Below are 22,939 nucleotides of genomic sequence, written 5' to 3' on the forward strand. Positions count from 1 at the left end.
CCTATCCGCGGCGCATCACGGAAAGCGCGCTAGTTGGTGACGCCCCTCCCCCGCTCACCGTGTAGGCGCGGCTAAGCTCCACATCTTTCGTCGATAACCGTGCAAGAACTTGCCCTTCGAACGGCTCGACGACATAGGCGAGCGGGATGATCGCACCGGCGTCGTCGGTCTTCTGATTGGAGAGGACTGCATACCCTCGCCCTTTGAGGGCGGCCTCCAAGGCTTGCCCAAAAGGAGAGCCATCCTGCTTCAGTCCGATAGCACCGTTGCCCGGACCGACGTATTCGGTGAAACGGCTCGCCATGTCGGATGCGATCGCGGTCGCGGCCGCTGCCGGAATATCCGCTGGTGCCCTGCTAGCAACTAGGCCACCGAAGCCAAGGCTCTGGCAACCGGAAGCAAGAAGCAAGAGCGCGACAGCAAGGCCGACGCTGCGAATACGGCGCAGGAACAGGGATCTCATCATCGCCCGCTCCGCCGGATCGTAATTTTCTCCTGTTTCCAGCCAACGCCGGAGACCAGCACCGCCTTGTCGACATCGTAGTCGACGATCATCATGTCGTTCTTCATCCGATAATTGACGATCCGATTTTCGCCGCCGGAGACAACAAACAGCACCGGCGCATCCATGCCGGAGACCGAGCGTGGGAACTGAATGTATGTTTTCGTGCCATCGCTGTAGACCCTACTTGGCCGCCATGCAGCGCTTCCCGAAATCGAATAGCCGAACCGCAGCTGTTCAGCCGGAACGCCGACGCCCGGGTTGGTGCTTGCTTCCATGCGCGCGTTGGCGTCGGCAAGTTTCATGGAGACGTCTTCCGGAAATTCGAACCCGACACGCGCCATATATTGCGTCTGATGGGACTTGAGTTGGATGTGATAGGTCCGCCGCGAGGTTGTCACGACCATTGAGGTCACGAGGCCGGCCTCCGACGGTTTCACGATCAGATGGATCGCTTGATCGCCGGCAGGACCGGAGGTTGCCGGCTCGACCTTCCAACGCACGGTATCGCCCACCAGCACATCGCGGACGACCTCGCCGGCCTGCAGCTCGATATCGCAAACCTGAAGAGGCGAGCACACCACGGAGGGTTGGATTTCCCCATAGAGGAAGAGCACTTTGCCGTCCGGACCTTTCGTCACGAGCCCGTTGCTTTTGCGCCAGCGCCCTGAAATTCCCGTGCCTTTGGTTTCGGTCGGTGAAAGACTTTGTGCTGCCGCCCGTGATGCGTCGGCCAAGGATGAAACGTTGATCGTCAATGCGATCACAATGGATCCGGCCACCCGGACACTTATCGCTCTGGTGTTCATTTTGGAGTGCATGCCTCTTAAAGCTGGGCTGTCCAGTCGAAATCGCGGAGATAAAGGCCTATCGGGTTGAAACGGATGATGGCCTCGTCCTGCGGGGGCGTGAGTGTGACCGTCGCGACGCCGCGGAACCGTCGGACAGCAGTTTCCTGGCCCTTGCGATCACGCTCGAACTCGGTCCAGTCGACCTGATAGCTCTGGTCCGAGAGCGCCACGATATTGTTCACCTCGATGGCGACGGTCGCCGTCTTCGCCTTCTCGAAGGGCGAGGAGGAACGGAACCAGGCATTGACCTTTTCGGTCGCGGGATCGGAGGTTCTCAAATGTGCGTAAGTGCGATCGATATACTGCTTCTGCACGACCGCATCCGGTGTGACGCTCCTGAAATTCGAGACGAAGCTTGCGAGCGTCGCTCTGACGACCCGCGGGTCGGCATATTCGATCTGCTCCGGAAATCCAGCGCTCGAGGCCGTGCCGAATTTGTCGACTTCGACGATATAGGGGACGAGCTTGACCTGCGTGCTCTGGAAGAGCGCGTAGGAAAAACCAATGATCGCCATGACCATGCCGATAATGCCGACGACGCGCCAGCCCGCCGCAGCCTTCACATATGAGCCATAGCGTTCGTTCCATTCCTGACGTGCGGCAAGATAGGGATTTTCAGGTGGATTACCTGTCGCCATTACCAAAGGATCTCCTTATTTCGTGTCATCGATTGGCGGCGGTGCGGGTTTGGATGACGAACTGCGCGGAGTACGGCTCTCGTCCAGCTTAGCGTTTGCAAGACCCAATAGTGAGCCGGCGTAAGCGCCAGGCGACGCGATCGCCTTATCCTTGGCAGCGGATGCTGTCGCCTTTCCCGCGCCGCCAATGCCAGATGCCATGCCGCGCAGGGCCGCCCCCGCCATGGACGAGCCACCTGCTCGGGCTACACTTGCCGCCTGCATCCCCTTTGATGCCGCGCTCGCGCCGAGAAAGGCGCCGCCGGCCGTAAAGGTTGCCGCCTGTCCACCATGGCGAATGGCTTCCATGCCGCCAGAAACCGAGGCACCTTGCACGACGCCCTGCAGGATTGGGGGCACGTACATCGCAACGACGAAGATGACGACCGAGATCCCGGCAATCGAGAGTGTCGTGATGAACTGATCCGAGGTCGCTGTTGGCGCATCGCCGAGGCCGAGCAGGATGTCCGAGCCGATTTTGGCAATCATCACCAATCCCATCAGCTTCATGCCGACGGAGAATGCGTAGACCAGATAGCGAACCGCGAAATCCTTGGTGAAGGAGGAGCCGCCGAGGCCGAGCATGATCACACCCGCGAGTAGCCCGACATACATCTCGACCATGACGGCCACGAAAATCGCCGCGACCAGCGAAAACGACACCACGACCACGACCATTGCAAAGACGGCGGCGATGGCGAGCGAATTGTCCTCGAAGAGGCCAAACTTCACCTGTTCGGACATCTTGGAGGCGACCTGGATGCCGGCGTCGAAAATGTTTGCCGGCGAGACGGAGCCGTTGCCAGCACCGATCTGAAACAGGCTATCGACAATCGCCTTGGCAAAGGCCGGGCCCTTGTCGAGGATGAAGGCAAACAAGCCGATGAACATGATCCGGCGCACCAATTCGGCGAACCAGGCGTCCAGGCTGGCCGTATTGATGGCGAGCCAAACCGCGGCGATGGCGATTTCGATGCCGGCGAGGATCCAGAACAGCGACCGCGCTGCGTTCGTCACCGTCGCTTCCCAGCCCTTGACGGCGGTAACGACGGAGTTTTCGAGGGTGTTCAGAACTGCGCCGTTTTGCTGTGCGATCGCAGGCGTGCTCGCAAGCAGGACGATAGCGATGACAATAAAGAAGACCTCAAGGGCGCGTGACGGACGGAGGATTACCATTGCGGCCTCATCTCTTGCCCGCCGTGGATGTCGATCTGAGGAGCGTTGAAGAACTTCTCCCGGCGGGCCTGGGCCAGATCCCTCTGGGTTTGCTCGGATTGATACCAGGTGGCCATCATCGTCATTTGCTGGGAGATCAGTCCGCGAAGCTTCTGCATCTGCGCCACTTGCTGCGCCGCGATTTGGTGTCCGACTTGTAGAGCCTTCATCTGCCCGTCGGCCGACTCCGACAACGAGCGAAGGGAGGACATCGTCGATTCCTCGCTGGAGAACTGGTCCGCCGTCAGATTTGCGGCCTTCAACGTGCCGGCGATCGTGTCACGGTTCGCGGTCGACCATGTCTGATAGGTCGAGGAAAAGCTCGCGTCGTCCGGCAGTTTGCTTTTCATATCGGCGAAGCTCTGGAAGCGCTGCTTCAGCACGTCGTCGACGTTGCCCATCGAGAATGCGATCCCCTGCCCTTGCGAAACGACGTTCTGCAAGGTTTTCAGATCGTTCTCGACCTGCCCCCAAACGTGATCGGGAAGTTGGGCGGTGTTCTGGAGCATGTTCTGATAGATGTTAAGCTGGTTTTGGATCTGCTCGGCGAGCTGGGAGATCTGTGTGATCTGATTGTTCACCTGCTCGGCGGACTTGCCGACGAGACTGACGAGCTCCGTGTTATTGGCAAGCTGCGTCCACTCGGTAGCCTGCCCCGTCACACCGCCGGCTTGAACAGGCCTCGGCAGGGCAATTGTGAACGTGCTTGCAAGCACGACAGCGGCGCGAGCCGCCTCACGCGGCAGACAGAAGCGTTTCAGCATCGGCAATTCCTCGTTGTTGGAGCCATTGGACAGGCCAAGCGGCACCGTATTGCGCCTGAAGTGCCTGTATCCGTTTGAGGTCCTCCTTGCCGGATGCGCCGACGAAGGAGAGCGTCACCGGTCCGAGCGCCATGTCGAACAGCCTCCGGCCTTCGGGCGAGGCGACGTAGTATTCCCGCTTCGGAAGGGCCGTCGCGACGATCTCGATCTGCCGTGCGTTGAAGCCGATCCTTTCATAGAACTCGCGGGTGCCAGGGTCGCGCGCGGCACCATTCGGCAGGCAAATCTTTGTCGGGCAGCTCTCCTTCAGCACGTCGATAATGCCGGAGCGCTCGGCGTCCGAAATGGACTGGGTGGCAAGAACGACCGCGCAGTTCGCCTTGCGCAACACCTTGAGCCACTCGCGGATCTTGTCGCGAAACGTCGGATGCCCAAGCATTAGCCAGGCCTCGTCGAGGATGATCAGGCTTGGCGCTCCCGTCAGGCGCTTCTCGATGCGGCGAAACAGATATGTGAGCACGGGAACAAGGTTTCGTTCGCCCATATTCATGAGCTCCTCGACCTCGAAGCATTGGAAAGCGCCAAGCGACAGGCCATCCTCCTCTGCATCAAGAAGCTGTCCCATCGGGCCGTCGACGGTGTAGTGATGCAGGGCGTCCTTGATTTCGCGCATCTGCACGCCGGAGACGAAGTCCGAAAGCGAGCGTCCGCGTGACTGCGCCATGAGTGCGATCTGACGGGAAATCGCGTTGCGATAGTCAGGCGTAACGGTCACGCCCTGAAGCGCAATCAGCGCCTCGATCCATTCACTGGCCCACGCGCGATCGCCGTCGCTCGATAATTCCGCGAGTGGGCAGAATGCCAGGCCTTTTCCCTCCCAGCTTCCCGATGCGCCCTCGGCAGGATCGTTGCCGATCTCATAATGGTCGCCGCCAAGGCCGAGCGTCAGCGGCAGCATCGAGCGCCCTTTGTCGAAGGCGAACACTTGCGCGCTGGCGTAGCGTCTGAACTGCGCCGAAATCAACGCCAGGAGCGTCGATTTACCTGACCCTGTCGGTCCGAAGACGAGCGTATGACCGACGTCACCAACATGGAGGTTCAGGCGAAAGGGCGTCGAGCCCGATGCCACCTGCATCAACGGCGGCGCGCCTGGCGGATAAAACGGGCATGGAGCCGTTGGGCTTCCAGACCACACCGAGTTCAACGGGACCAAATCGGCGAGATTACGGGTGTTGACCAAAGGCTCCCGGATATTGGCATAGGAAACACCCGGCAGGCTGCCGATGAAAGCGTCGGTCGCATTCAGCGTTTCGATCCGTGCGCCGAATCCTTCCGCCTGAATCAATCGACGGATGGCCTCGCATTTTTCCCGAAGTCGCATCTGCTCCTCGTCGAAAAGAACGATGACCGGCGTGTAATAGCCGTAGGCGAAGAGTTGCGAGGCAGCCTCGGCAATCGCGTCCTCCGCCTCAGCCACCATCGACATTGCATCCTGGTCGAGCGAGCGGCTCTGGGTCTGGAACAACTGATCGAAGAAGGGCCGCACTTTTTGCTGCCACTTCTTGCGTGTTCGCTCTAATTTCTGCCGCGCCTCCTGTTCGTCGAGGAAGACAAAGCGCGACGACCAGCGGTATGTCAGTGGCATCAGGTCGAGGGCGTTGAGAATTCCAGGCCAGCTTTCCGCCGGCAATCCATCGATGGCGACTACGCCGAGGAAACGGTTTTCCACCAGTGGCGTCAGACCATGCTGCAACTCAGCGGTCACCAGCCAATCCAGATACATCGGAATTTCGGGCAGCCGGAGAGGATGGTTCTCGCCGGTTATGCAGAAGCGCACGAACTGGAGGAGCTCGTCATAGTGCGCGATCCGGAAGCCGCCGCGCTCTTCGGCTTCGCATGTCGTCATGCGCCTGATCGAGACGACATTGCCGAGATACTGTTCGATCTCGCGGATAGACGTGTGAAAGCTGTCAAGAATTGTCGTGGCGTAAGATGCCGTTCGGCTTTCCAGATCGGAATAGACATAACGCGCGAGCCCAGAGCGTCTCGGCTCCGGCGGACGCCATGTTAGGATGAGGGCGTGCCGGCTTTCGAAATGTCCCCTCTCCCGTTGGAAGTGAGCACGGCGCTCGGCGTCGATCGCCCGTGTCACCGGATCGGGGAAGAAGCATTCGCTCTCGTCCGGATAATCCAAGGTCGGCACCCGAACCGCCTCGACCTGAATCATCCAGCCAGATCCGAGGCGTGCCAGGATCGTATTGATCTGGCGCGACACGTCGTTGCGCTCGGTGTCGGTCGAGCTTTCACTGTCAGGCCCGGCGAAGTACCAGCCTGCCATCAACGATCCGTCCTTCAAAAGAAGAACCCCATTGTCGACCAGGCCGGCATAGGGCACGAGGTCGGCGAAGGAGGGCGTGGAATGGCGGAAGGATTTTAGCGCTACCATCTGAGGCCCCTCAGAACTTGCGCCATGGCGTCGATGTCGGCCGGTAATGCGCCTTGTAAGAGACGTGGCGAATGTAGACCCGCCGCATCAACGGATCGGCCTTCGCCATGATCCTCAGCGAGGCGATCGCAGCCAGCCAGATGCCCAAGCCGAACAGCGTGGCGTACCAGGTCAGGACAACGAAGATCAGGATGATCGACGCGAGGCCCGTCAAAAGGACCAGTTCGCGGTCCGCACCCATCAGCAGGTTCGGGCGCGAAAGTGCCCGATGAACCCGTGAACGTACAAGATTGCTGCCCGCCTCAGTCATGAACAGCTTCTCCCCTTGCCTTGCTTGAGGCCTGATACGGCGCTGACCCGATCGACGCGCCCGTGGCGCCGAATAGGGCAACAATCTGCGTGGCGCCGAGGAGAACGCCGCCGACGAGCGCGATATAGCAAAGCCTCCTCGCGAAATCGTTGAGCTCGCCGCCGAAGATCAGCATGCCGCCGGCGATCGCCACCGCGGCCAATGCAATGAAGCCCGCCACGGGGCCGGTAATCGATTGCTGGATCTGTTGGAGTGGCGACTCCCAGGGTAATCCGCCGCCGCTCGACGAAGCAAATGCCGGGGTCGCCAGGGCGACTGACCACAGGATCACAATCAGGCAACCGGCTCGTGCATATTGACGCTTACGCTGCATGGCTATCCTCATCAATTTGGGCGTAATGTTCGGTTCGGTAGCGAGTGTTGCCGAAACCTTCGACATGAATGACGTCGCGGACCCGCCGGCCGCGTCCGGTCCGCTCGATGGAAAGAACAAGATCGACGGCCTCGCCGATCACGTCCTGCATGGGCTGCTGGCTGGCTTCCGCCGTCAGTTGTTCGAGGCGGCGCAACGCGGACAGGGCACTGTTCGAGTGAATTGTGGTAACCCCACCCGGATGGCCGGTGTTCCAAGCCTTGAGGAGCGTGAGCGCCGCGCCATCACGGACCTCCCCCACAATGATCCGATCGGGCCGCAAGCGCATGGTGCTTTTGAGAAGCCGCGCCATGTCGACAGTATCGCTGGTGTGGAGCGAAACGGCATTCTCCGCTGTGCACCGGATTTCGGTCGTGTCCTCCAGAATGACCAGACGATCGTCCGGCGCGCCCGCTACGATTTCCGCGATGACTGCGTTCGCGAGCGTGGTCTTTCCTGATCCCGTACCGCCGGAAATCACGATGTTCATGCGCGAGGCAATCGCTTCGCGCAGCACCGAAACCTGCGCCTGTGTCATCACTTTCGACGTTACATAGTCGTCGAGTGGGATTAGGCGTGAAGCGCGTCTGCGGATCGTAAAGGCCGGTGCGGCGACCACCGGCGGCAACAATCCTTCGAAGCGGTGACCGCCGATCGGCAATTCGCCTGAGATGATCGGTTGCTCTCTATCGGCCTCGGATTGAAGGGCATGGGCGACACTGCCGATGATGACCTCTGCAGCGGCGGGATCCATCGCGCCGGCTGGCGTAATACCGTGGCCCAGACGCTCAATGAAAAGCCTCCCGTCTGGGTTCAGCATGATCTCGACCACTGTCGCGTCCTTAAGGGCAACGCATAGTTGATCGCCGAGAGCGTCCTGAATCTTGCGGACAAGCCGCGAATGGGAACGGAGTTGGGTCACGCTCCACCCCCGATCCATCCCGCGTTACCGTTGCTTGTGAGAGGATGATATGTCGCTGGGCGAACACGCTCGAAACTGGCGCGATCAAGCGGGAGGCTTCCAGCGATGGCGATCGTGTTGCCGATCGCGGTTGGCTCGCCAAGTCGATCCATCGGCCAGCCCGCACGTTTGAGGATCCGCTCGAAGCGAAGATCGGTCGCGGTGACAAGCTGGGTGTATCCGTTGGCCGCCGACCACTCGATAATCGCGGCGAACATGGTGAGAGTGACAAGGTGGAGTTGGCCCCCTCCCCTGCCTGCCGCAAGCGACGTGTCGACGCAGAACCGGGAGCTTTCGACGACTGCCAAACGCGTGGGGAGCGAGCCGTTCTCAAGGAGCTGCGGGAAAGTCCACTCAAGCATTGTGGGGCCCGTTGCCGGTAGAAGACGGGCGCAGCCGACAACCGATCCGGCCCGTGTCACGGCGAGGATGTAGGTGGGGTGAAGCTCGTCATACTGGTCCCGTTCCTCACCAGCGATGATTTCGACGTTCCATTCCAGTCTCGCCCCGAATACGGCGGCGCGCAGGCGATGCATGTTCTTGAGATAGCTTGAATGACGTTCGTAGAGGTTCGGCGAGACGGCGAATATCTGCATGTGCGACTCCGCGTAGGTGAACTACTGGAGTGGAAACCATCTTTGGCGGCCCGTGACTATGTGCAGATCTGCATTCGGTGATTCGACCAAGGCGCGGATCGGGACGGGCAGATAATGGGTGTTCGCTGAAACTATGCGGTATCTTTTGACGGGGAGATTGCGTGCAAACGTTCCCTGCGGGAAAGCCAGGAATGGGCCTAACTCTACGTTTATTATTGAGAATAACGCTCGGACGCTGAAATCGAAGCCTCCGTTAGCTTCTCGTTAACCTTAAATACCTTGCAGCAATAACGGAATCGAACGATAGTTGCGCAAATGATGGCCGCACGGTCATTTTTTCGAAAGTGTCGCCATCAAGGAAATAATTCGCAAAATGAGCCAGCCACAGCCGAACCGGTTTGATTTCGAGATCGCCCAGCAAGGGGCTAAAATCTCGAATGCGTTGCATATGCTGCGCAGCCAGCAGTACCCTCCCGATGCCCGCAAGGGATTGCGGAAATTTCAACTCGGGGAAGTCGCCGACTTCATAGGTGTGACCCAGAGTCATCTACGACAGATCCATTCGGAGGGTAAGGGACCGGAGATCGAATCCGTCAGCGGCCGGCGCTATTATACGGCTGAGCAGATGCTCGAACTTCGTGAATATCTGGAAGCGAACAAGAAGTCCGACAAGAGATACTACATTCCGCAGCGGCGTGAAGGCGAGCCGATGCAGGTCATATCAGTCGTGAACTTCAAGGGTGGAAGTGGCAAGACGACCACGGCTGCGCATCTCGCGCAGTATCTCGCCCTCACCGGCCATCGCGTTCTGGCGATCGATCTCGATCCCCAGGCCTCGTTGACCTCTCTGTTTGGAATTCAGCCTGAACTTGATGATGCGGCCTCTCTTTATGAGGCGCTGCGTTTTGACGACGAAAGGAAGCCGATTGCGGACGTTATCCAGTCGACGAACATTCCCGGTCTGGATGTCATCCCCGCGAACCTTGTCCTGCAGGAGTATGAATATGATGTACCGCTCGCCATCTCCTCACGGAAGGGCGATGAAGGCAGGCTGTTTCATATGCGTATCGTCCAGGCGCTGAAGGAGCTTGACGACAGGTACGACGTCGTTGTCATCGATTGTCCACCGCAGTTGGGTTATTTGACCATCACAGCCCTTATGGCCTCGACCGGCATCCTTATTACGATCCACCCACAGATGTTGGACATCATGTCGATGAGCCAGTTTCTGATGATGCTGGGCGGAATCATGACGCCGGTCGCGGAGGCGGGTGCCGAGATCCGCGTCGAGTGGTTCCGCTATCTCGTCACGCGCTTCGAGCCGACGGACATACCGCAAGCGCAGATGGTTGGCTTTATGCAGTCGATGTTTGCTCAGCACATGCTTCGAAACCACGTGCTTAAATCGACAGCCATTTCGGACGCGTCGATCAAGAAGCAAACCCTGTATGAAGTCGAGCGTGGCGATTTCGTCAGATCGACCTATGACCGCGCTATTGAAAGCCTGAACGCCGCCAATGGCGAAATCGTGGAACTGATCCACAATGCGTGGGGGCGGAAATGACCAGCTTGTCAGCCGTTTTTTTCTTCAATTTCGATTGGAATTCCAACGCATTACCACCGTTGAAGGGGATGTGTCATGAAGCGTGAAAATCCATTCGCCAAGCTGGACATCGCCTCGATCTCAACAGAGATGGCGCCCACCAAGCCGGGTTACGGCATGACAGGCGCTGCCAAGACCGTCGTTCGCTCGATCGAAGATCTTGCGGAGAATACCAAGAAGCTCATGGAAGGCGAAGTGATCGTGGAGTTGGATCCGCGTTCGCTCGACGTTTCCTCCATTGCTGATCGCCTTTCCGATGACGGCGAGGAGTATCAAGCGCTCAAACAGGCGATCAAGGCATCTGGACAATCCTCGCCCATTTTGGTTCGACCAAATTCGAGCGATAGCCAGCGCTACATGGTCGTGTTTGGCCATCGTCGCGTGAAGGTAGCGCAGGAGCTCGGCATACCGGTCAAGGCCGTCGTCAAGAAACTGGACGACATCGCTTCTGCGATTGCGCAAGGCCAGGAAAATTCCGCTCGATCAAATCTGTCGTTCATTGAGCGGGCATATTTCGCGCAGAATCTGCTTACGTCCGGAATGACCAAGGACGTGGTTAGAGCGTCGCTTGCCATTGACGAAGCTATGCTTTCGAAGATGCTGAGCGTCGTCGAGGTGGTCCCAATTTCCATCATCAAAGCGGTAGGAGCCTCCAAGAAGATCGGCCGCGACAAGTGGTTGAGCTTGCGCCAACTGCTGCTGGTCCCTGCTCTACTGAAGGTGGCCACCGATTATGCGGGAACTGCCGATTTCCTCGCGATCGGTGAAGAGGCGAGATTCGACAATCTTCATGACTACCTGACACGGTACAAGAATAGGTCGGACGCCAAGAAGTCCAAGGGCCCAACGTCCGCAAAAAGCTGGACGTCGAACGATAGTTCGCTGAGTTTCACCATGAATGCTAAGCATAAGAAGGTCGCGATCGAGCTTTCCAAAGCGGAAGCGAAGCCCTTCAGCGATTGGCTTTCGAGCCGGATGGATCGCCTATACGACGAATACAGACGGGGCCCACGCGAACGAAACGGAGATTGAGTCGCAAAAGGAAAAGGCGCCCAAGCGGTAAACCGCGGAAACCCCTGTCGTTACCCTTAGCACGATCGCATCCGTCTTTCCCCGCAGTGCAGCCAATTGTCTTTGACGCGGATTTGGCGAGCGGATTTCTTTTGCCGAAGAAAGGTGAGGCTGGATGTGACGGCGCGTTCGGGCGGAGGCTAATGACGCTTGCTTTGGTGAAAGCCAGCTGTAGATCAAAGACTTGAATTCAGGCGCACACTTTGACCAGTGGAAAGTGTTTCGCGACCTCTGCCGCGCGCGCGGATTAATCTTCAGGATGGAGCTCTCGCCGTTCTCGAGGCGCTGCTGACCTTTTACCCCGAGGCCGAGCTCGACAGGCGTAGCGCGGAGCGCCGCGGCATGGGCCACAAACAGTGAGATGCGGGCAGACCAAGGCGTAGGCGAAGGTCGAGCCGATCAAGTTGCTTGCGTTGGCTAGTCCCTCGAGCATGCCCCGACCCGGTCGGCCACGGGTCGGCAGGATTTCGCGTTAGTGCGAGCTCATGGCAGCCGCGGTGCTGATTCGATCGACGCTCGGCATTCGTCGAACGATCAGGGGCTCGCGATACCGTGGGGCCGGGGGATGCAGCCGCCGCACTGGCATGTATCCCTGAACCATGAAACAGAGGGCCAATTTAAGCGTGTCTGGGCCGAAACTTGTCAGCCGTTTTTTCTCGAAGATATCCCTGTTCCTACAATGTGTTATCGGAATTGAGGTAGCGTTCGCGGACAAGGGCGTTGCTTGGAAAGGACTTGGGATTTTGCACTCTGGACAATCGGCGAACCGCGGCGCCCGGCATAGGAGGCGTCGCAGGTGGGTCCGCTGAGGGATCGGTGGCGCAAGGAGAGGGCTTATCCTTCCGAAACAACACAATCTCGGTTGCGAGTCGCGCGACGATGCGGCTTGTTAGTGAGCGCTTAAAAGCCTATAACTCATAGGATAGTGCGACTCAGCACAATTGCCAATTAAATCACTCGCAGACCGGCTTGATGTTCAGCGATGTGGTGTGAATGCTGAGATGCGGCTTGCCCAAGGCAAGATTATCCCGCCCTGCACTGTTCCAGCCAATCATCGATAACCATTGGAGCTTGAGAACATGATCTCAGCCGGATATTGCCGACTTATGGCCCGTTACAATACGTGGCAGAATGCCTCTTTGGTAACTGCCGCCGATGGGCTCACCGACGAGGATCGCTGGAAGGATCGAGGGGCCTTCTTTCAGTCGATCGCGGCAACATTAAACCATCTATGTTGGGCAGATGCCCTGATTCTGGAGCGATTAAAGGGGAACGAGCGTCCGGAGAGAACCATTCAGCATTCTTTGTCAGACCCATCGAATTGGGATGCTTTCAAAGCGCTCCGTTTGCAACGAAATGAGGAAATCGAAGAGTGGGCCGCGCGATTGCTTGACGCCGACCTTAACGGGTCGCTTGTTTGGTATCCTGGCGACGGTTCAACTCGGATCGAGAAACCAAAAGCTATCTGTGTTATTCAACTCTTCAATCATCAAACCCATCATCGGGGCCAGGTTCACTCGATGCTGACCGCAGCGGGCGCGAAGCCAGAGCCAACTGACCTTCAGATGCTCGCATAGCCAGTGGCTTGATCATTCCGCCTCGATGAGGATGGCTAACGAAGCGTGCCAGGCGATCGCGGCGAACCGCGACGGGGACCGGAGCCTCGATCTCGCACAGCGGTCTTGAGAGGGCAGGGTGAGCTCGCGAAGCGCCAGAGCCGTGCCTGCGGACTGCCGCGGCCGGAAATGACATTCGTATTGAGAGCGCTCTTTCAAGCGCGTGGGCTTGGCAGGCGTCTTGTCGTCAAAAGGTGATGAAGCGCTCTGCGTCGGCCTAGTCAGCCCGCCAGCTTTTTTGCGATGAGTGATGCAGAACCATAGCGACGGCAGTTCGTTCACTTCTTTTCAAGGTCTTCCATCTTCATGCCGAGAGCCTTAGCCAGAGCTATCTTGCCGTTATCAGGTAGCCTCTTAAGGCTGTTGGTGATCCCGTCCTGCCACGAAGGCCCGCGTTCCCATGCCTCTTCATAGGCAACGGCCAGCACGTCGCTTTGGCGCGTTTCCACAAGGGCTTCAAAGAGCAGGGCGGCTTGGGATCTGTCCTTGTCCGCCTTGGCGCGTCCGAGCGCGTCCGTAAGCCGCCTTGAAGCCACGATGAGCTTATGGACGGCATACCTTTCCGGAGCAGGCACGAGGACGTTTACGCCTTCGCGATGGAGGAGGACCGTGCGGACAGGTTCGTAAATCAGGTAGTCGAGAAACCGCAGATTTTCCGCCGACGCGCCGCCGAGGGCGGACATGGATGATGGTTTGCCTGCGTAGTCGTTCGATCCCCGGTTTCCCGTCAAGAACTCCACTCGGTAGCCTTTGCCGTTTATGAATGCGGTGACCTTCGCCCGGTCCGATTGATGTGGAATCGGTCGGAATCCAGGATCGACTGACTGGAGGATTTCCAGGACGGGCGGCAAGCTATCGCCCACTTCGGCCGAAATCGCGAAGTCCTGCGCGAAATCGGCATCCCCCGTCTGCATTGCCGAGGACGGCAGCCTAACGCCGAGAAGGCCTGCGTAGGTGCCAAATGCTACGGATCCGATTAGGACGGCCCGCAGTCGGAACAATCCGGCGTCCGCAAGAGCCTTCGTGATGTCCCCCGCGAACGGGTCTGGGCCGGGGAGGCCAGCGCGACGCAAGGTACTGACTATGCGTCGGCGCTCCCTGATATCGTCCTTGATCTCTTTGTGAGCATTCACCCGCGCGGTGATCTCCTCGTCGCTGTGCGGGCCGACATAGCGACGCTTGTCGCCGTTTGGAGTTGGTAGGTCGAAATACCAGTAATTGCGTCCCTTGACGGGGACTGTGACAAAACGGCCTGCCACGGGAAAGTCCGCGCGAAACGGCGCATCGAACGAGCGCTGCGCCAACTCCGCGAACATCGTTCGATATACGAGACCGACCTCTTTCGTCATCGACGTTTCTCCCATCCGAAGCGCGCCGAACTTCTGTGCCGGCAGCCCGCCGACGCCCTTTCCACAACGGGCGAAAAAATGTTTTCGCTCGTTGTGGCGTTGCCGGTTATAATGTTCTTGCTGAAAGATTATAACTCGCCGGAAGCCCAACAAATGTATCTTCCTGCCGGCAAAAAATTCTCAACGTCCGCATCATGAGACGTCGTAAGATTGCCGCGTTTGTTTTAGGTCCTCTGACGGGACGTTTACGGCCTTTATCAAGAACCACATGTTTGCTTATCTCGAAGGGACAACTGAGGCCTTTAGGGCTATCGACAAGCAGTCTCCCTGCAAATCGGACTTGTCCTTTATGAGTCTTAGCTGCAACAGCCCTCAGACAATCGGCGGTGCGCCGAATTTCGGACTGGATCTCTTTCATTCACTCCAGCTATTCACTGAGCAGCGGAGTGATTTGAGCGCGCGAAGTAGCGGTGGTCGTCTCCTCAACGGGGCATGTCATGATGACGCAGATCATTGCTGAATGGGCGACACAGAACGGGTTCGATCTACTCGATTCGCGGAAGTATCGTCGTAGCGATAGCGGGCGCACAGTCACCATCGAAATAAAAAAGGTCTCGGTGGTGCTGATCGATGAAACGATTGGATTACGTCCCCGGGTCGTCTCTGCCTTGTTCAAAGATTTGTTTTTTGGCAGCCCCGATGGCAAACTCGAACGGCTCGTGCTCGGTCGTTGACGATATCGAATTGCGGGCCTCTAACTTGAGACTCGCAATTCTCGTTGCGTGATCTCCAAAAGGGTTGACCTTGCCGCTAAAATGACCAAGCCAATGGTTCGACCCCCAATAAGGTAAATACCGAAGGGCAATTCCAGCGGCTACGCCAACTGAGATCGACGCAAACCTTCCAATCCGGCGCGAAAGCCGCAAAATGGCACCAAGTCAACTTATCATACGAGCATCTGAAGTCCGTGCTTTTGTACCAATGACAAGAGCTTGAGTGCGGGTCCACTCGGTCGTTTCGCACCCGTCTCCCATTTCTGGACCGTCGACTCGCTGGTATTCAGATAGCGGGCAAATACCGGTTGGCTCACATGGTTATTCTCGCGGAGCGCCTTGATCTGGGCGGGCGTCAGCTCTTGCGGAACGACAAGGCAATCGTCATCGAAGGTCCTCATCGTTTCCTTGTCGATGGTCCCGGCCGCATACATGCCTTCAACGGCGCTATGGATCGCCTCGAAGGCATCGCTTTTGAACTTTCGTTTAGTCGCCATGATCAATCTCCAGCAGGGCGCCGTTTTCGATTTCCGTTTCAAGATCGGCCTTCGTCTTGCGACGGTAGAGATCGGCGAGCCTGCGGAATGCTAGAAGCTCGTCGTCATCGATGTTCGCTCGATCCTGTTTGGCGAAAAGATATGCGAAAACCCAGAACTCTTCGGCCTTTGCCAGAACGATTGAACGATGCATGTTGTCGTTGAGCCGCTTTTTGAACACACCGCCGCCGAGATCATCGGCACGGCCGACGGCAACCTGCTCGATCGCCTTCGATAGGGCCTTGTCGGAAATGCGCGCTTTCTTCGCCGCCTTGGCAAACCACGCCGTTTTGAATACTCGTTCTGACATTGGTCATATAGCACTAAGTGCTACCTTCATCAAGATTCAAAAAGGGGCTGCGCTCCTCCCGTGCTTAAATAAAATCTGCTCAGCAGAGACGACTCTATCCTGCGGAAGGAAACGCCGTAGTGGTTGGCGACCAGCGCCTCCTGGGTGATATAGTCGGCTGCTAGTAGGAGCCGGTCCGCTTGAGGATAATGGTTTGCAAGCCCACGTGAACGCTGCGCCGCCCATTCGATAGCTGAGCCGCCGGCAAGGCGTCGAAATACTTCGAAACGGGATATCAGGCATTCCCTTTCTTAAACTAATCCTTCTGAGTGCTCTCCAGACGACGCCCTCGGGGTGGCGTTGGATCCACCCGCAACGCCCCTCTCACCTTGCGCGAGAGCTCATCGACCGTCGCCATAACTCGGTTCATCTGGGACAGCGTGGACGCAAGCTCCGGGGCATGGCTGATGACGTGATGCTCGTTGCTTGCGGAGAGCGTGGCCAGATGCGCCACCGTCCGCTTGCGAAGGATAAGGCCAGCGTCGGTCGCTATCCGCGTTCGTTCGCCGAGGTCGGGCCGGAAACCGCCTACCATCGTGGCGTCCACGCCTTTGGCGAGCAGGAATGCATTCAGGTAGAGTTCCATCGCATGGAGCGCCAGAAGACGCTGTGGAGCCTGGTTGGGCTTGGACGAGCCCTCGCCAAGCTTCCTGGCCGCGTCTTGGTAGTGTGTCGCCAGGTTTAGAATGCTCCGAACGCCTGCCGCTTTGCCAGGCTGTGTAGGTCGCTTGCCTGATGTCGGCCGGCGCTTCCCAGCAAGGCGGATAAGATCCTTCAGCATCGTGCGCAGCTCGGGCCAGGGGGCATCTTCGAGCTTCAGGCCAGGATCATGCATGACGATCAGGCAATGGAGTTTCGCGGTGACTTCCATCAGGGAGGAGGGCGGTGTGATCCCCATGACGCGTCCCGATATTCCGGCCCCTTCGGCGAGCTCCTGTTCGAGGGTGAGCGCCGCGCTGTATCCCAAACGCTGATCCGCGTCCTTCCATCGTTTCCGGCGCCTTCGAAGCTCAGCGCGCGCCTGAGACAGGTCTCCGGCATTAAGCTGCGTTGCCATTCGATTGATGTCGGCAAACGAATGAACCTTAACGACGCCATCCTTTCCAACACTCGGCAGCGTCGCTGCCGGAAGACCACCGGCCTCTTCGAGCAATTCCTTCTCAAGTTTTTCTCTGAGACGAGTGACCTTCATCTGCCGCTGATAGAGCGCATACCATTTCGGCCACATTTCTCTGACGGGCGTTGGGCCAGGCTCTGTTCGCCGACCGTCAGGATCTTCGATGCGAGAGTTCAATAGGCGCGACGCGACGGCAAGCAGGTTCCGGCGGTCGATCAGCCGCGGGACGGTTTCACACATCCGAGGGCATGGCTTGATTTTTCCGCGGGCAAATGCGGGCAAAGTTCTGCTATTCTCAGAATCAGCCATGATCCGAGCTCCAACCAGCCAGATTGTGGTCAGGCTGGGTAGCGTGCGCGAACACGCGATCCAGCCGTCTGCAACATGACAATAAACGTCCCCGTTTAATCCGTCAATAAAGGGGCCCGTTTATGGACGTTAGATTTATTTTTGATATTGAGCGACGGGAAAGAATACATTTTATGGGTCGACCGCCGCTAAATCTGAAGGAAACGAAAGTTCGTCTTCCACGGGCAACGAAAGAACGGATCAAGGCTCTAGTCGGAAACTACGGCATCGCCACCTTCATCCGTGAGGCCGTCGAAAACGAGCTAGCGCGCCGGGAAGCTGAGCCGCCGACGACCGATGGGACTGGCGAACGCGAGATAGAATAACCATCGTCAGAATGCGCAACAGATAGGGCGATCTTGTTCTGCTGACCGATGGTCATAGGGGGTGCAATGATTCCGAAGAGAAGCGAGGGCTTGCGAGAGATTTCACACGTCGAGAAGCCGAACGCGCAAAAGCCTTGACCTCAATATGAAACCGGCTTCGTAGAATTATATGACGGCTTAGCGATACCATTTTAGCCTATGGAGGCTCACTGTGCTGGAGGCGCACAAGCCCCTCGTGTTGTTGCTCGTAGGCTTTTCAAGCGTCAAAAGCCAAGGCGAGAAAGATACCTTCCTTCTCCTTCACAAGCCGGAACGGCTAATTGACGTTCTGAAGGACTTCAGGCACCCAACGCAGAGAAGTGGGATCGCCCGTGATCTTTTAGCTGACGATATGAGCGCGCGCCGCCAACCTCATTTCCGGTTAACTACGCTTCCCCCAACCACCGCCAACGGAGACTTGGGAGTCCAGCTTCGGCCGGATGTGAAAATCGTTCATTGCGTTGGCCGATACAACTGCGGCTACCGGGAATGTCTCCCCCACCTTTAACGTCAACACTTTCTCGGGAACGGTATTGTTACTCGCCGTCGTTGCGAGGCCTGATAAGCTCAGCGTGGGGTTTATGTTCTGTTGAATTAAGCTACGGAGTGTCCCTTGACCGTTCAATCCCTCGTTCCACGCAGGCTGCTATTCGGAAACGCCAACGCCTTTGGGGGGCGACTTTCGCCCAACGGACAATGGCTGACGTGGATCGCGCCGTTTGAGGATGTGCTCAACATCTGGATTGCCCCGACAGGGGAGCCCCAAGCGGGAGAACCTTTGACGCGGACAAAAGGTCGGCCAATTACCTGGCAGGATTGGACGCCTGATGGTCGTTTCGTGATGTTCGTCAACGACGAGAACGGGGATGAAAACATTCACGCGTTTATCGTTGATCCGTGGACGAAAGAGCTTCGCGACCTGACGCCCATCGCCGGCATAAGTGCACAGGTTAAAATGTGGTCGAGGCAGATTCCTGGAAAAATCGTCATTGGGCTCAACGATCGCGATCCGCGCTGGCATGATCTTTATATTGTTGATGCCGAAACAGGCGAACGCGACTTGCTTTGGCTCAACACGCAGGATTTTGGGTATATCGGCGTCGACTGGCAGCTTCGTCCGCGGCACGCGCGGTCGTCATCAGCGGATGGCGGAGCGAAACTATGGCGGATCGATGGTGACAAGGTCACCCACTGGATCGATCTTGATCATGTCGACGGATGGCTCACATGGCCAACGCGCTTCGATGGCGAAAGCAGACGCTTGCTGATGCGAACCTGCATCGGCCGGGAAACGACCGTTTTTGCTTGGCGTGACTGGGAGAACGGCGAGGAAACTGTCGTAGCCGAGCATCCGCGCTTTGATGTCGGGGGATGCCTACTTCACCCGATTACCTTCGATCTCGAGGCGGCGAACGTCAACGGAGCGCGTGTTGATTGGCTCTATGTCGCGCCCCAGGTTCAGGCCGATTTTGAGATTATTCAGGCTACCTTGCCAGGGTTTGAATTCAACATTGTCAGCCAGTCCAGCGACAACAGGACATGGATTGTCGATGCGTATAAGGCGGAGCAGGCTTCAACGACCTTTCTTTATAGCCGTGACAGGGGAACGATGACCGAACTGTTTCGAGCGCGTCCGGAGCTGGATACTTATAAGCTCGCGCCGATGCGACCTATCGAAACGAAATCACGTGATGGTCTTGATCTCATCTCCTATCTGACGTTACCTGCCGATGTCGCAACGGATCGGCCGGATGTTCCCCTGCCGATGGTGCTGGATGTGCACGGTGGACCATGGTCTCGCGACATATACGGTTATCGCGGTGACCACCAGTGGCTCGCCAATCGTGGCTACGCGGTATTATCGGTCAACTATCGTGGCTCGTCGGGCTTCGGGAAATCGTTCATTGCCGCCAGTGAAAAGCAGCATGCCGCCAAGATGCATAACGATCTCATCGACATGGTCGATTGGGCGATCCGTGAGGGCATAGCGGACAAGTCGAGGATCGCGATATTTGGCGGATCCTATGGCGGCTATGCTTCGTTTGTTGGTGCGACGTTCACGCCCGATGTCTTTTGCTGCAGCGTGCCTGTTGTCGGCATCACCAATCTGCAAACCTTGTTGGAATCGATACCGCCTTATTGGGCGGGCTTTGCCGATTTCATGTATCGCAGCTATGGCGATCCGAAAACGGAGGAGGGGCGCGCGCTGCTGGCCGAGCGTTCGCCAATTCATAGGGTCGACCGCATCCAGAAACCAATGTTGATTTTTCACGGCGCGAACGATGTGCGTTGCAAGATCGCTGAAAGCGATACGATCGTTGCGGCCATGCAGGCCAAGGGAATACCTGTGACCTATGTTGTTTATCCAGACGAGGGACACGGCTTTGCAAAGCCAGGCAACAGGATCGCCTACTTAGCCTTCACAGAAGCATTCTTCGCCAAGCATCTCGGCGGTGAGTGTGAACCCTTCGGTAGTGATCTTGATGACTCAAGCCATGAAATCAGAGCCGGGGCAGAGATTTTCGACAAGTTCTGATGGTGCAAGAGCGCGACTATCGGTTCTCGATCCAATATCGGCGTCGGTCTCTATCCACCTTACTGTTGGCTGGGACCGCAGCGTTTCCGCAACGAATTGCGCGCTATTCGAGATCGAGTCTGAGAGCAAAATATTTCAATCCGCTGATATCTCCTTTAGCGCCGCGAGCGTACGGTTACCTGTCCTTAATTTTGGGATTTGAGCGCGGGTCGCGCCAATTCCACAGCATCTCGAGAAAGCCATTGATGGGCTGCGATAGCGGCTCGCAGCTCGGGAAGCGTGCGATTGCCTTCTCTGAACAGGGTGACGACGGCGGCCGCTGCGATTTCATACTCTGGTTTGTCCCGGCTAATGGCCGTTGCATCCCGCCATTCTTCGAGCGCTTGGCTTATAATGTCGAGTTCGACTGAACCGAAAGTTGCGTTTACGAAATCTCTCATCGTCCCTTTCCAAAACAAGCGGCAAAGAGATGGGAGTCGGCGCGGCCAATTTCAAATGGGCCGTCTGCAACTGAACGGAGATAATCAAATTTTAACCATGACTTGCGAGCTTTACCACGCCACGCAGCTGAATACTCGGCACTCGGGCAGGTGCTGGTTTCGCGTCACCTGCCCGATATCGAACAGCCAGTTTAATCGACCCTTGGCCTCCTCAGCATGACGGCCCTGTTCGGTGACGACGCCAATAGCTCGGAAAGAACGTTGGCGTCGAGGATAGTGGCCGGTCAGGGTGTAGAGCATCGCGAATGAGATCGCGGGTGGCAATAGCGAGCTCGACACCGCCGACCGGTTCAAGCCGGGCGCGAATAGTTTCAGCAAGGTTGCGCGCGGGTCTTTCGTCAGCGGCGAGCGCCGATCGAAGGATATCGCGGGCCTCGTCTTCCATCGAACGGCCACGAAAAGCTGCACGCACGCGCAGACGCTGCTTCAGCGCATCATCAATATTCCGGATCGTCCTACTCGCCATCGGATCTCCCTGGATCAATAGTGACAATCTGATCGTTGATGGCATATTTACAAGCATTGTGCGTTCGCACCTATCCAGCCTAGAAGCGCAATTGCCGAGAGTATCGCCGAAAGGTCTCGGCACCGTTGAAACGGAGGTAAATTTCTGCGTTCGAATTCGCCGCTGCTACATAACTAACCGCGCCGCCCGTCCGTTTTTCCGCCCGGCGTTGTTGTAGTAGCTTGCGGCTTGGGCGACCGATCTATGCAGCGACTGCTGCATGGCCTCCGGCAACGGGACGCCACGGTTCGCCGCCTCGGTCAGATAGCCCGATCGCAGCCCATGCGCCGAAAACATCTCTGCATCCAAGCCAGCCAGCTTGCACCGGCTTTTCAGGATCAGGTTGACCGACTGCGGCGTCAATGCTCGGCGATCGATATTGCCCCATTGGTCGATGCGCCGAAACACCGGTCCGGTGTCGATCCTGCCTTCAGCCAGCCATTGCTTCAACGCTTCGACCGGGCGGCCGATCAGAACCACATGCACCCGGTCGTCTGCCGTCGTCTTCGTGCGGCCGAGATGGATGGTGAGACACGGCAGGCGAGGGGAGGCGGGGTCTTTCGGATCTGCATGCACCGGTTCTTCGTCGATGAGATCCTCGACCCGCAGGTCGGCGACTTCCGAACGCCGCCGGCCGCCGGAGGCAAAGGCGGTCAACAGCAAAGCGCGATCGCGGAGATCGACCAGGCGCTCGCCGTTACAGGTGGCCAGCAGCTTTGTCAGAACGTCAGCGGTGACCGCTCGTTTGCTCTTGCGGCGGCGTTGCCGCGCCGCGGCGCGGACTGCGAGCCGCAATGCACTCTTTAGAGACGGAGCAGCAAAAGATCCCGTCAATCCGCGCCAGCGGGTGAGGATCGACCAGGAGGTCAGCCGCCGACGCACCGTATCGGGGGCATGCGGGCCCTCGACACGCAGCAGGCCTTTGGCGCGCAATCCAATCTCGACGTCATCAGGCATGCCGTGGGAAGAATCCTCGGCACGTTCGACCGGATCCCAGAGATGATGGGCGACGAATTTCAGGAGCAGGCTTTCCGGCGCCGGCCAGGGCAGGGGGGAGCCGGTGGCGAGCTCGCACCAAGCTTCGAGATAGCCGAGATCGGAGGCAAGTGCGCGCAGCGTATTGGCGCCGATGCCTTCCTTGGCGAGATGCTTGAGGGTGGCGACATCGTCGTCCGTCAGCAGCGTTGCCAGCTGATCGCGGCGGGCGAACGGCAGGATGGCGCCGAGCGCATCGAGTTCCTCGGCGCGCCTTTCAACCGAAATTGATGACGCGCCGTTCATTTCGGCAGTCCGTTCTCGTCATAGAGATCGTCGTGGTTTGGCGTCTGATCAGCGTTTGCTGGGCGACTCTCGGCTGCCAGCGCCAGAAAATCATCCATCGTGCCCTGGCTCAGCTTCGGGGGCGCCGTGAGGACTGCGATAGGCTGCCCAGCACGGCAGATGACGATCTCGTCGTTGCGCCGGGCGAGATCCACCAGCTCTTCGAATCGTTCGGCTGCTTCGGGAATATCCGCAAAAATCTTCATCGCTATTGCCC

Annotated in this window: 24 protein-coding genes; 6 read left to right on the top strand and 18 right to left on the bottom strand. The window is 57.9% G+C overall.

Translation table 11 applies throughout. From position 1 onward, the window contains the following. Nucleotide 1 precedes the first annotated feature (1 nt). Genes trbH through traI form a run of 10 tightly spaced genes read right to left on the bottom strand, consistent with a single transcriptional unit; the run spans nt 2 to nt 8,734 of the window. Nucleotides 2–463 carry a conjugal transfer protein TrbH gene (trbH, locus tag HGP12_RS26580; protein WP_168879760.1) on the bottom strand — a complete coding sequence of 154 codons (462 nt, stop codon included), beginning with the start codon at nt 461–463 and terminating at the stop codon, nt 2–4. Further along, a complete protein-coding gene (gene trbG / locus HGP12_RS26585; RefSeq protein WP_168879696.1) occupies nt 463–1,311 on the bottom strand; it encodes a P-type conjugative transfer protein TrbG in 849 nt (282 codons plus the stop codon). The genes trbH and trbG overlap by 1 nt, the downstream gene beginning before the upstream one ends. A 17-nt stretch (nt 1,312–1,328) precedes the next feature. Then, nucleotides 1,329–1,991, bottom strand: a complete 663-nt coding sequence (locus tag HGP12_RS26590) for a conjugal transfer protein TrbF (protein WP_168879697.1) — start codon at nt 1,989–1,991, stop codon at nt 1,329–1,331. Nucleotides 1,992–2,006: 15 nt separating this feature from the next. Next, nucleotides 2,007–3,206, bottom strand: coding sequence for a P-type conjugative transfer protein TrbL (gene trbL, locus HGP12_RS26595; RefSeq protein ID WP_168843144.1), 1,200 nt, complete (start codon nt 3,204–3,206; stop codon nt 2,007–2,009). Beyond that, entirely contained in the window at nt 3,200–4,009 is an 810-nt protein-coding gene (trbJ, locus tag HGP12_RS26600; RefSeq protein WP_168879698.1) for a P-type conjugative transfer protein TrbJ, read from the bottom strand. The genes trbL and trbJ overlap by 7 nt, the downstream gene beginning before the upstream one ends. Beyond that, entirely contained in the window at nt 3,981–6,455 is a 2,475-nt protein-coding gene (locus tag HGP12_RS26605; protein WP_168879699.1) for a conjugal transfer protein TrbE, read from the bottom strand. The genes trbJ and HGP12_RS26605 overlap by 29 nt, the downstream gene beginning before the upstream one ends. A 10-nt stretch (nt 6,456–6,465) precedes the next feature. Then, a complete protein-coding gene (locus tag HGP12_RS26610; protein WP_168843147.1) occupies nt 6,466–6,765 on the bottom strand; it encodes a conjugal transfer protein TrbD in 300 nt (99 codons plus the stop codon). Then, nucleotides 6,758–7,138 carry a TrbC/VirB2 family protein gene (locus HGP12_RS26615; protein WP_168843148.1) on the bottom strand — a complete coding sequence of 127 codons (381 nt, stop codon included), beginning with the start codon at nt 7,136–7,138 and terminating at the stop codon, nt 6,758–6,760. Before HGP12_RS26615 ends, HGP12_RS26610 begins: the two co-directional genes overlap by 8 nt. Continuing rightward, nucleotides 7,128–8,099, bottom strand: a complete 972-nt coding sequence (gene trbB, locus HGP12_RS26620; protein ID WP_168879700.1) for a P-type conjugative transfer ATPase TrbB — start codon at nt 8,097–8,099, stop codon at nt 7,128–7,130. Before trbB ends, HGP12_RS26615 begins: the two co-directional genes overlap by 11 nt. Then, nucleotides 8,096–8,734 (bottom strand): acyl-homoserine-lactone synthase TraI, encoded by a 639-nt coding sequence (traI, locus tag HGP12_RS26625; protein WP_168879701.1) that lies wholly within the window; start codon nt 8,732–8,734, stop codon nt 8,096–8,098. Before traI ends, trbB begins: the two co-directional genes overlap by 4 nt. Before the next feature lie 373 nt (nt 8,735–9,107). Between traI and repA the strand changes: the two genes are divergently transcribed. The 3 genes from repA (at nt 9,108) to HGP12_RS26640 (ending at nt 12,985) form a co-directional block, all read left to right on the top strand. After that, a complete protein-coding gene (repA, locus tag HGP12_RS26630) occupies nt 9,108–10,298 on the top strand; it encodes a plasmid partitioning protein RepA (RefSeq protein ID WP_168879702.1) in 1,191 nt (396 codons plus the stop codon). A gap of 75 nt (nt 10,299–10,373) precedes the next feature. Beyond that, complete coding sequence (repB, locus tag HGP12_RS26635; protein WP_168879703.1) at nt 10,374–11,369, top strand: plasmid partitioning protein RepB; 996 nt, start codon at nt 10,374–10,376, stop codon at nt 11,367–11,369. Nucleotides 11,370–12,487: 1,118 nt separating this feature from the next. Further along, nucleotides 12,488–12,985: a DinB family protein gene (locus tag HGP12_RS26640; RefSeq protein WP_168879704.1), complete on the top strand. Its 498-nt coding sequence runs from the start codon at nt 12,488–12,490 to the stop codon at nt 12,983–12,985. A 317-nt stretch (nt 12,986–13,302) separates the two neighbouring features. Here HGP12_RS26640 and HGP12_RS26645 read toward each other — a convergent pair whose 3' ends face one another. Beyond that, nucleotides 13,303–14,373 carry a GSU2403 family nucleotidyltransferase fold protein gene (locus HGP12_RS26645; protein WP_168879761.1) on the bottom strand — a complete coding sequence of 357 codons (1,071 nt, stop codon included), beginning with the start codon at nt 14,371–14,373 and terminating at the stop codon, nt 13,303–13,305. A 497-nt stretch (nt 14,374–14,870) separates the two neighbouring features. Here HGP12_RS26645 and HGP12_RS26650 point away from each other — a divergent pair, with 497 nt between their 5' ends. Continuing rightward, on the top strand, nt 14,871–15,107 hold the full coding sequence (locus tag HGP12_RS26650) for a hypothetical protein (RefSeq protein ID WP_168879705.1): 237 nt from the start codon (nt 14,871–14,873) through the stop codon (nt 15,105–15,107). A 212-nt stretch (nt 15,108–15,319) separates the two neighbouring features. On the opposite strand, the gene HGP12_RS26655 is transcribed toward HGP12_RS26650, so the two are convergent. From HGP12_RS26655 to HGP12_RS26665, 3 genes are all read right to left on the bottom strand, one after another. Beyond that, nucleotides 15,320–15,643: a helix-turn-helix domain-containing protein gene (locus HGP12_RS26655; RefSeq protein ID WP_168879706.1), complete on the bottom strand. Its 324-nt coding sequence runs from the start codon at nt 15,641–15,643 to the stop codon at nt 15,320–15,322. Next, nucleotides 15,633–15,992 (bottom strand): type II toxin-antitoxin system RelE/ParE family toxin, encoded by a 360-nt coding sequence (locus tag HGP12_RS26660; protein ID WP_168843157.1) that lies wholly within the window; start codon nt 15,990–15,992, stop codon nt 15,633–15,635. The genes HGP12_RS26655 and HGP12_RS26660 overlap by 11 nt, the downstream gene beginning before the upstream one ends. Before the next feature lie 295 nt (nt 15,993–16,287). Then, nucleotides 16,288–17,388, bottom strand: coding sequence for a hypothetical protein (locus HGP12_RS26665; RefSeq protein ID WP_246703540.1), 1,101 nt, complete (start codon nt 17,386–17,388; stop codon nt 16,288–16,290). Nucleotides 17,389–17,579: 191 nt separating this feature from the next. Here HGP12_RS26665 and HGP12_RS26670 point away from each other — a divergent pair, with 191 nt between their 5' ends. Together HGP12_RS26670 and HGP12_RS26675 are read left to right on the top strand one after the other, a co-directional pair. Beyond that, nucleotides 17,580–17,822 carry a hypothetical protein gene (locus tag HGP12_RS26670; protein ID WP_246703541.1) on the top strand — a complete coding sequence of 81 codons (243 nt, stop codon included), beginning with the start codon at nt 17,580–17,582 and terminating at the stop codon, nt 17,820–17,822. Nucleotides 17,823–18,474: 652 nt separating this feature from the next. Then, entirely contained in the window at nt 18,475–20,397 is a 1,923-nt protein-coding gene (locus HGP12_RS26675; protein WP_168879707.1) for a S9 family peptidase, read from the top strand. Nucleotides 20,398–20,582: 185 nt separating this feature from the next. Here HGP12_RS26675 and HGP12_RS26680 read toward each other — a convergent pair whose 3' ends face one another. The 4 genes from HGP12_RS26680 to HGP12_RS26695 all read right to left on the bottom strand — a co-directional run bounded on the left by HGP12_RS26680 (nt 20,583) and on the right by HGP12_RS26695 (nt 22,934). Beyond that, complete coding sequence (locus HGP12_RS26680; RefSeq protein WP_168843159.1) at nt 20,583–20,837, bottom strand: hypothetical protein; 255 nt, start codon at nt 20,835–20,837, stop codon at nt 20,583–20,585. A 211-nt stretch (nt 20,838–21,048) separates the two neighbouring features. Further along, nucleotides 21,049–21,363: a FitA-like ribbon-helix-helix domain-containing protein gene (locus HGP12_RS26685; RefSeq protein ID WP_168879708.1), complete on the bottom strand. Its 315-nt coding sequence runs from the start codon at nt 21,361–21,363 to the stop codon at nt 21,049–21,051. A 165-nt stretch (nt 21,364–21,528) separates the two neighbouring features. Next, nucleotides 21,529–22,683: a site-specific integrase gene (locus tag HGP12_RS26690; RefSeq protein WP_168879709.1), complete on the bottom strand. Its 1,155-nt coding sequence runs from the start codon at nt 22,681–22,683 to the stop codon at nt 21,529–21,531. After that, nucleotides 22,680–22,934, bottom strand: coding sequence for a type II toxin-antitoxin system Phd/YefM family antitoxin (locus HGP12_RS26695; RefSeq protein WP_409527230.1), 255 nt, complete (start codon nt 22,932–22,934; stop codon nt 22,680–22,682). The genes HGP12_RS26690 and HGP12_RS26695 overlap by 4 nt, the downstream gene beginning before the upstream one ends. Nucleotides 22,935–22,939: the final 5 nt, after the last annotated feature.

Origin of the sequence: Rhizobium sp. P28RR-XV (genome assembly GCF_012641385.1) — a bacterium.
In the GTDB taxonomy this organism is placed as follows: domain Bacteria; phylum Pseudomonadota; class Alphaproteobacteria; order Rhizobiales; family Rhizobiaceae; genus Rhizobium.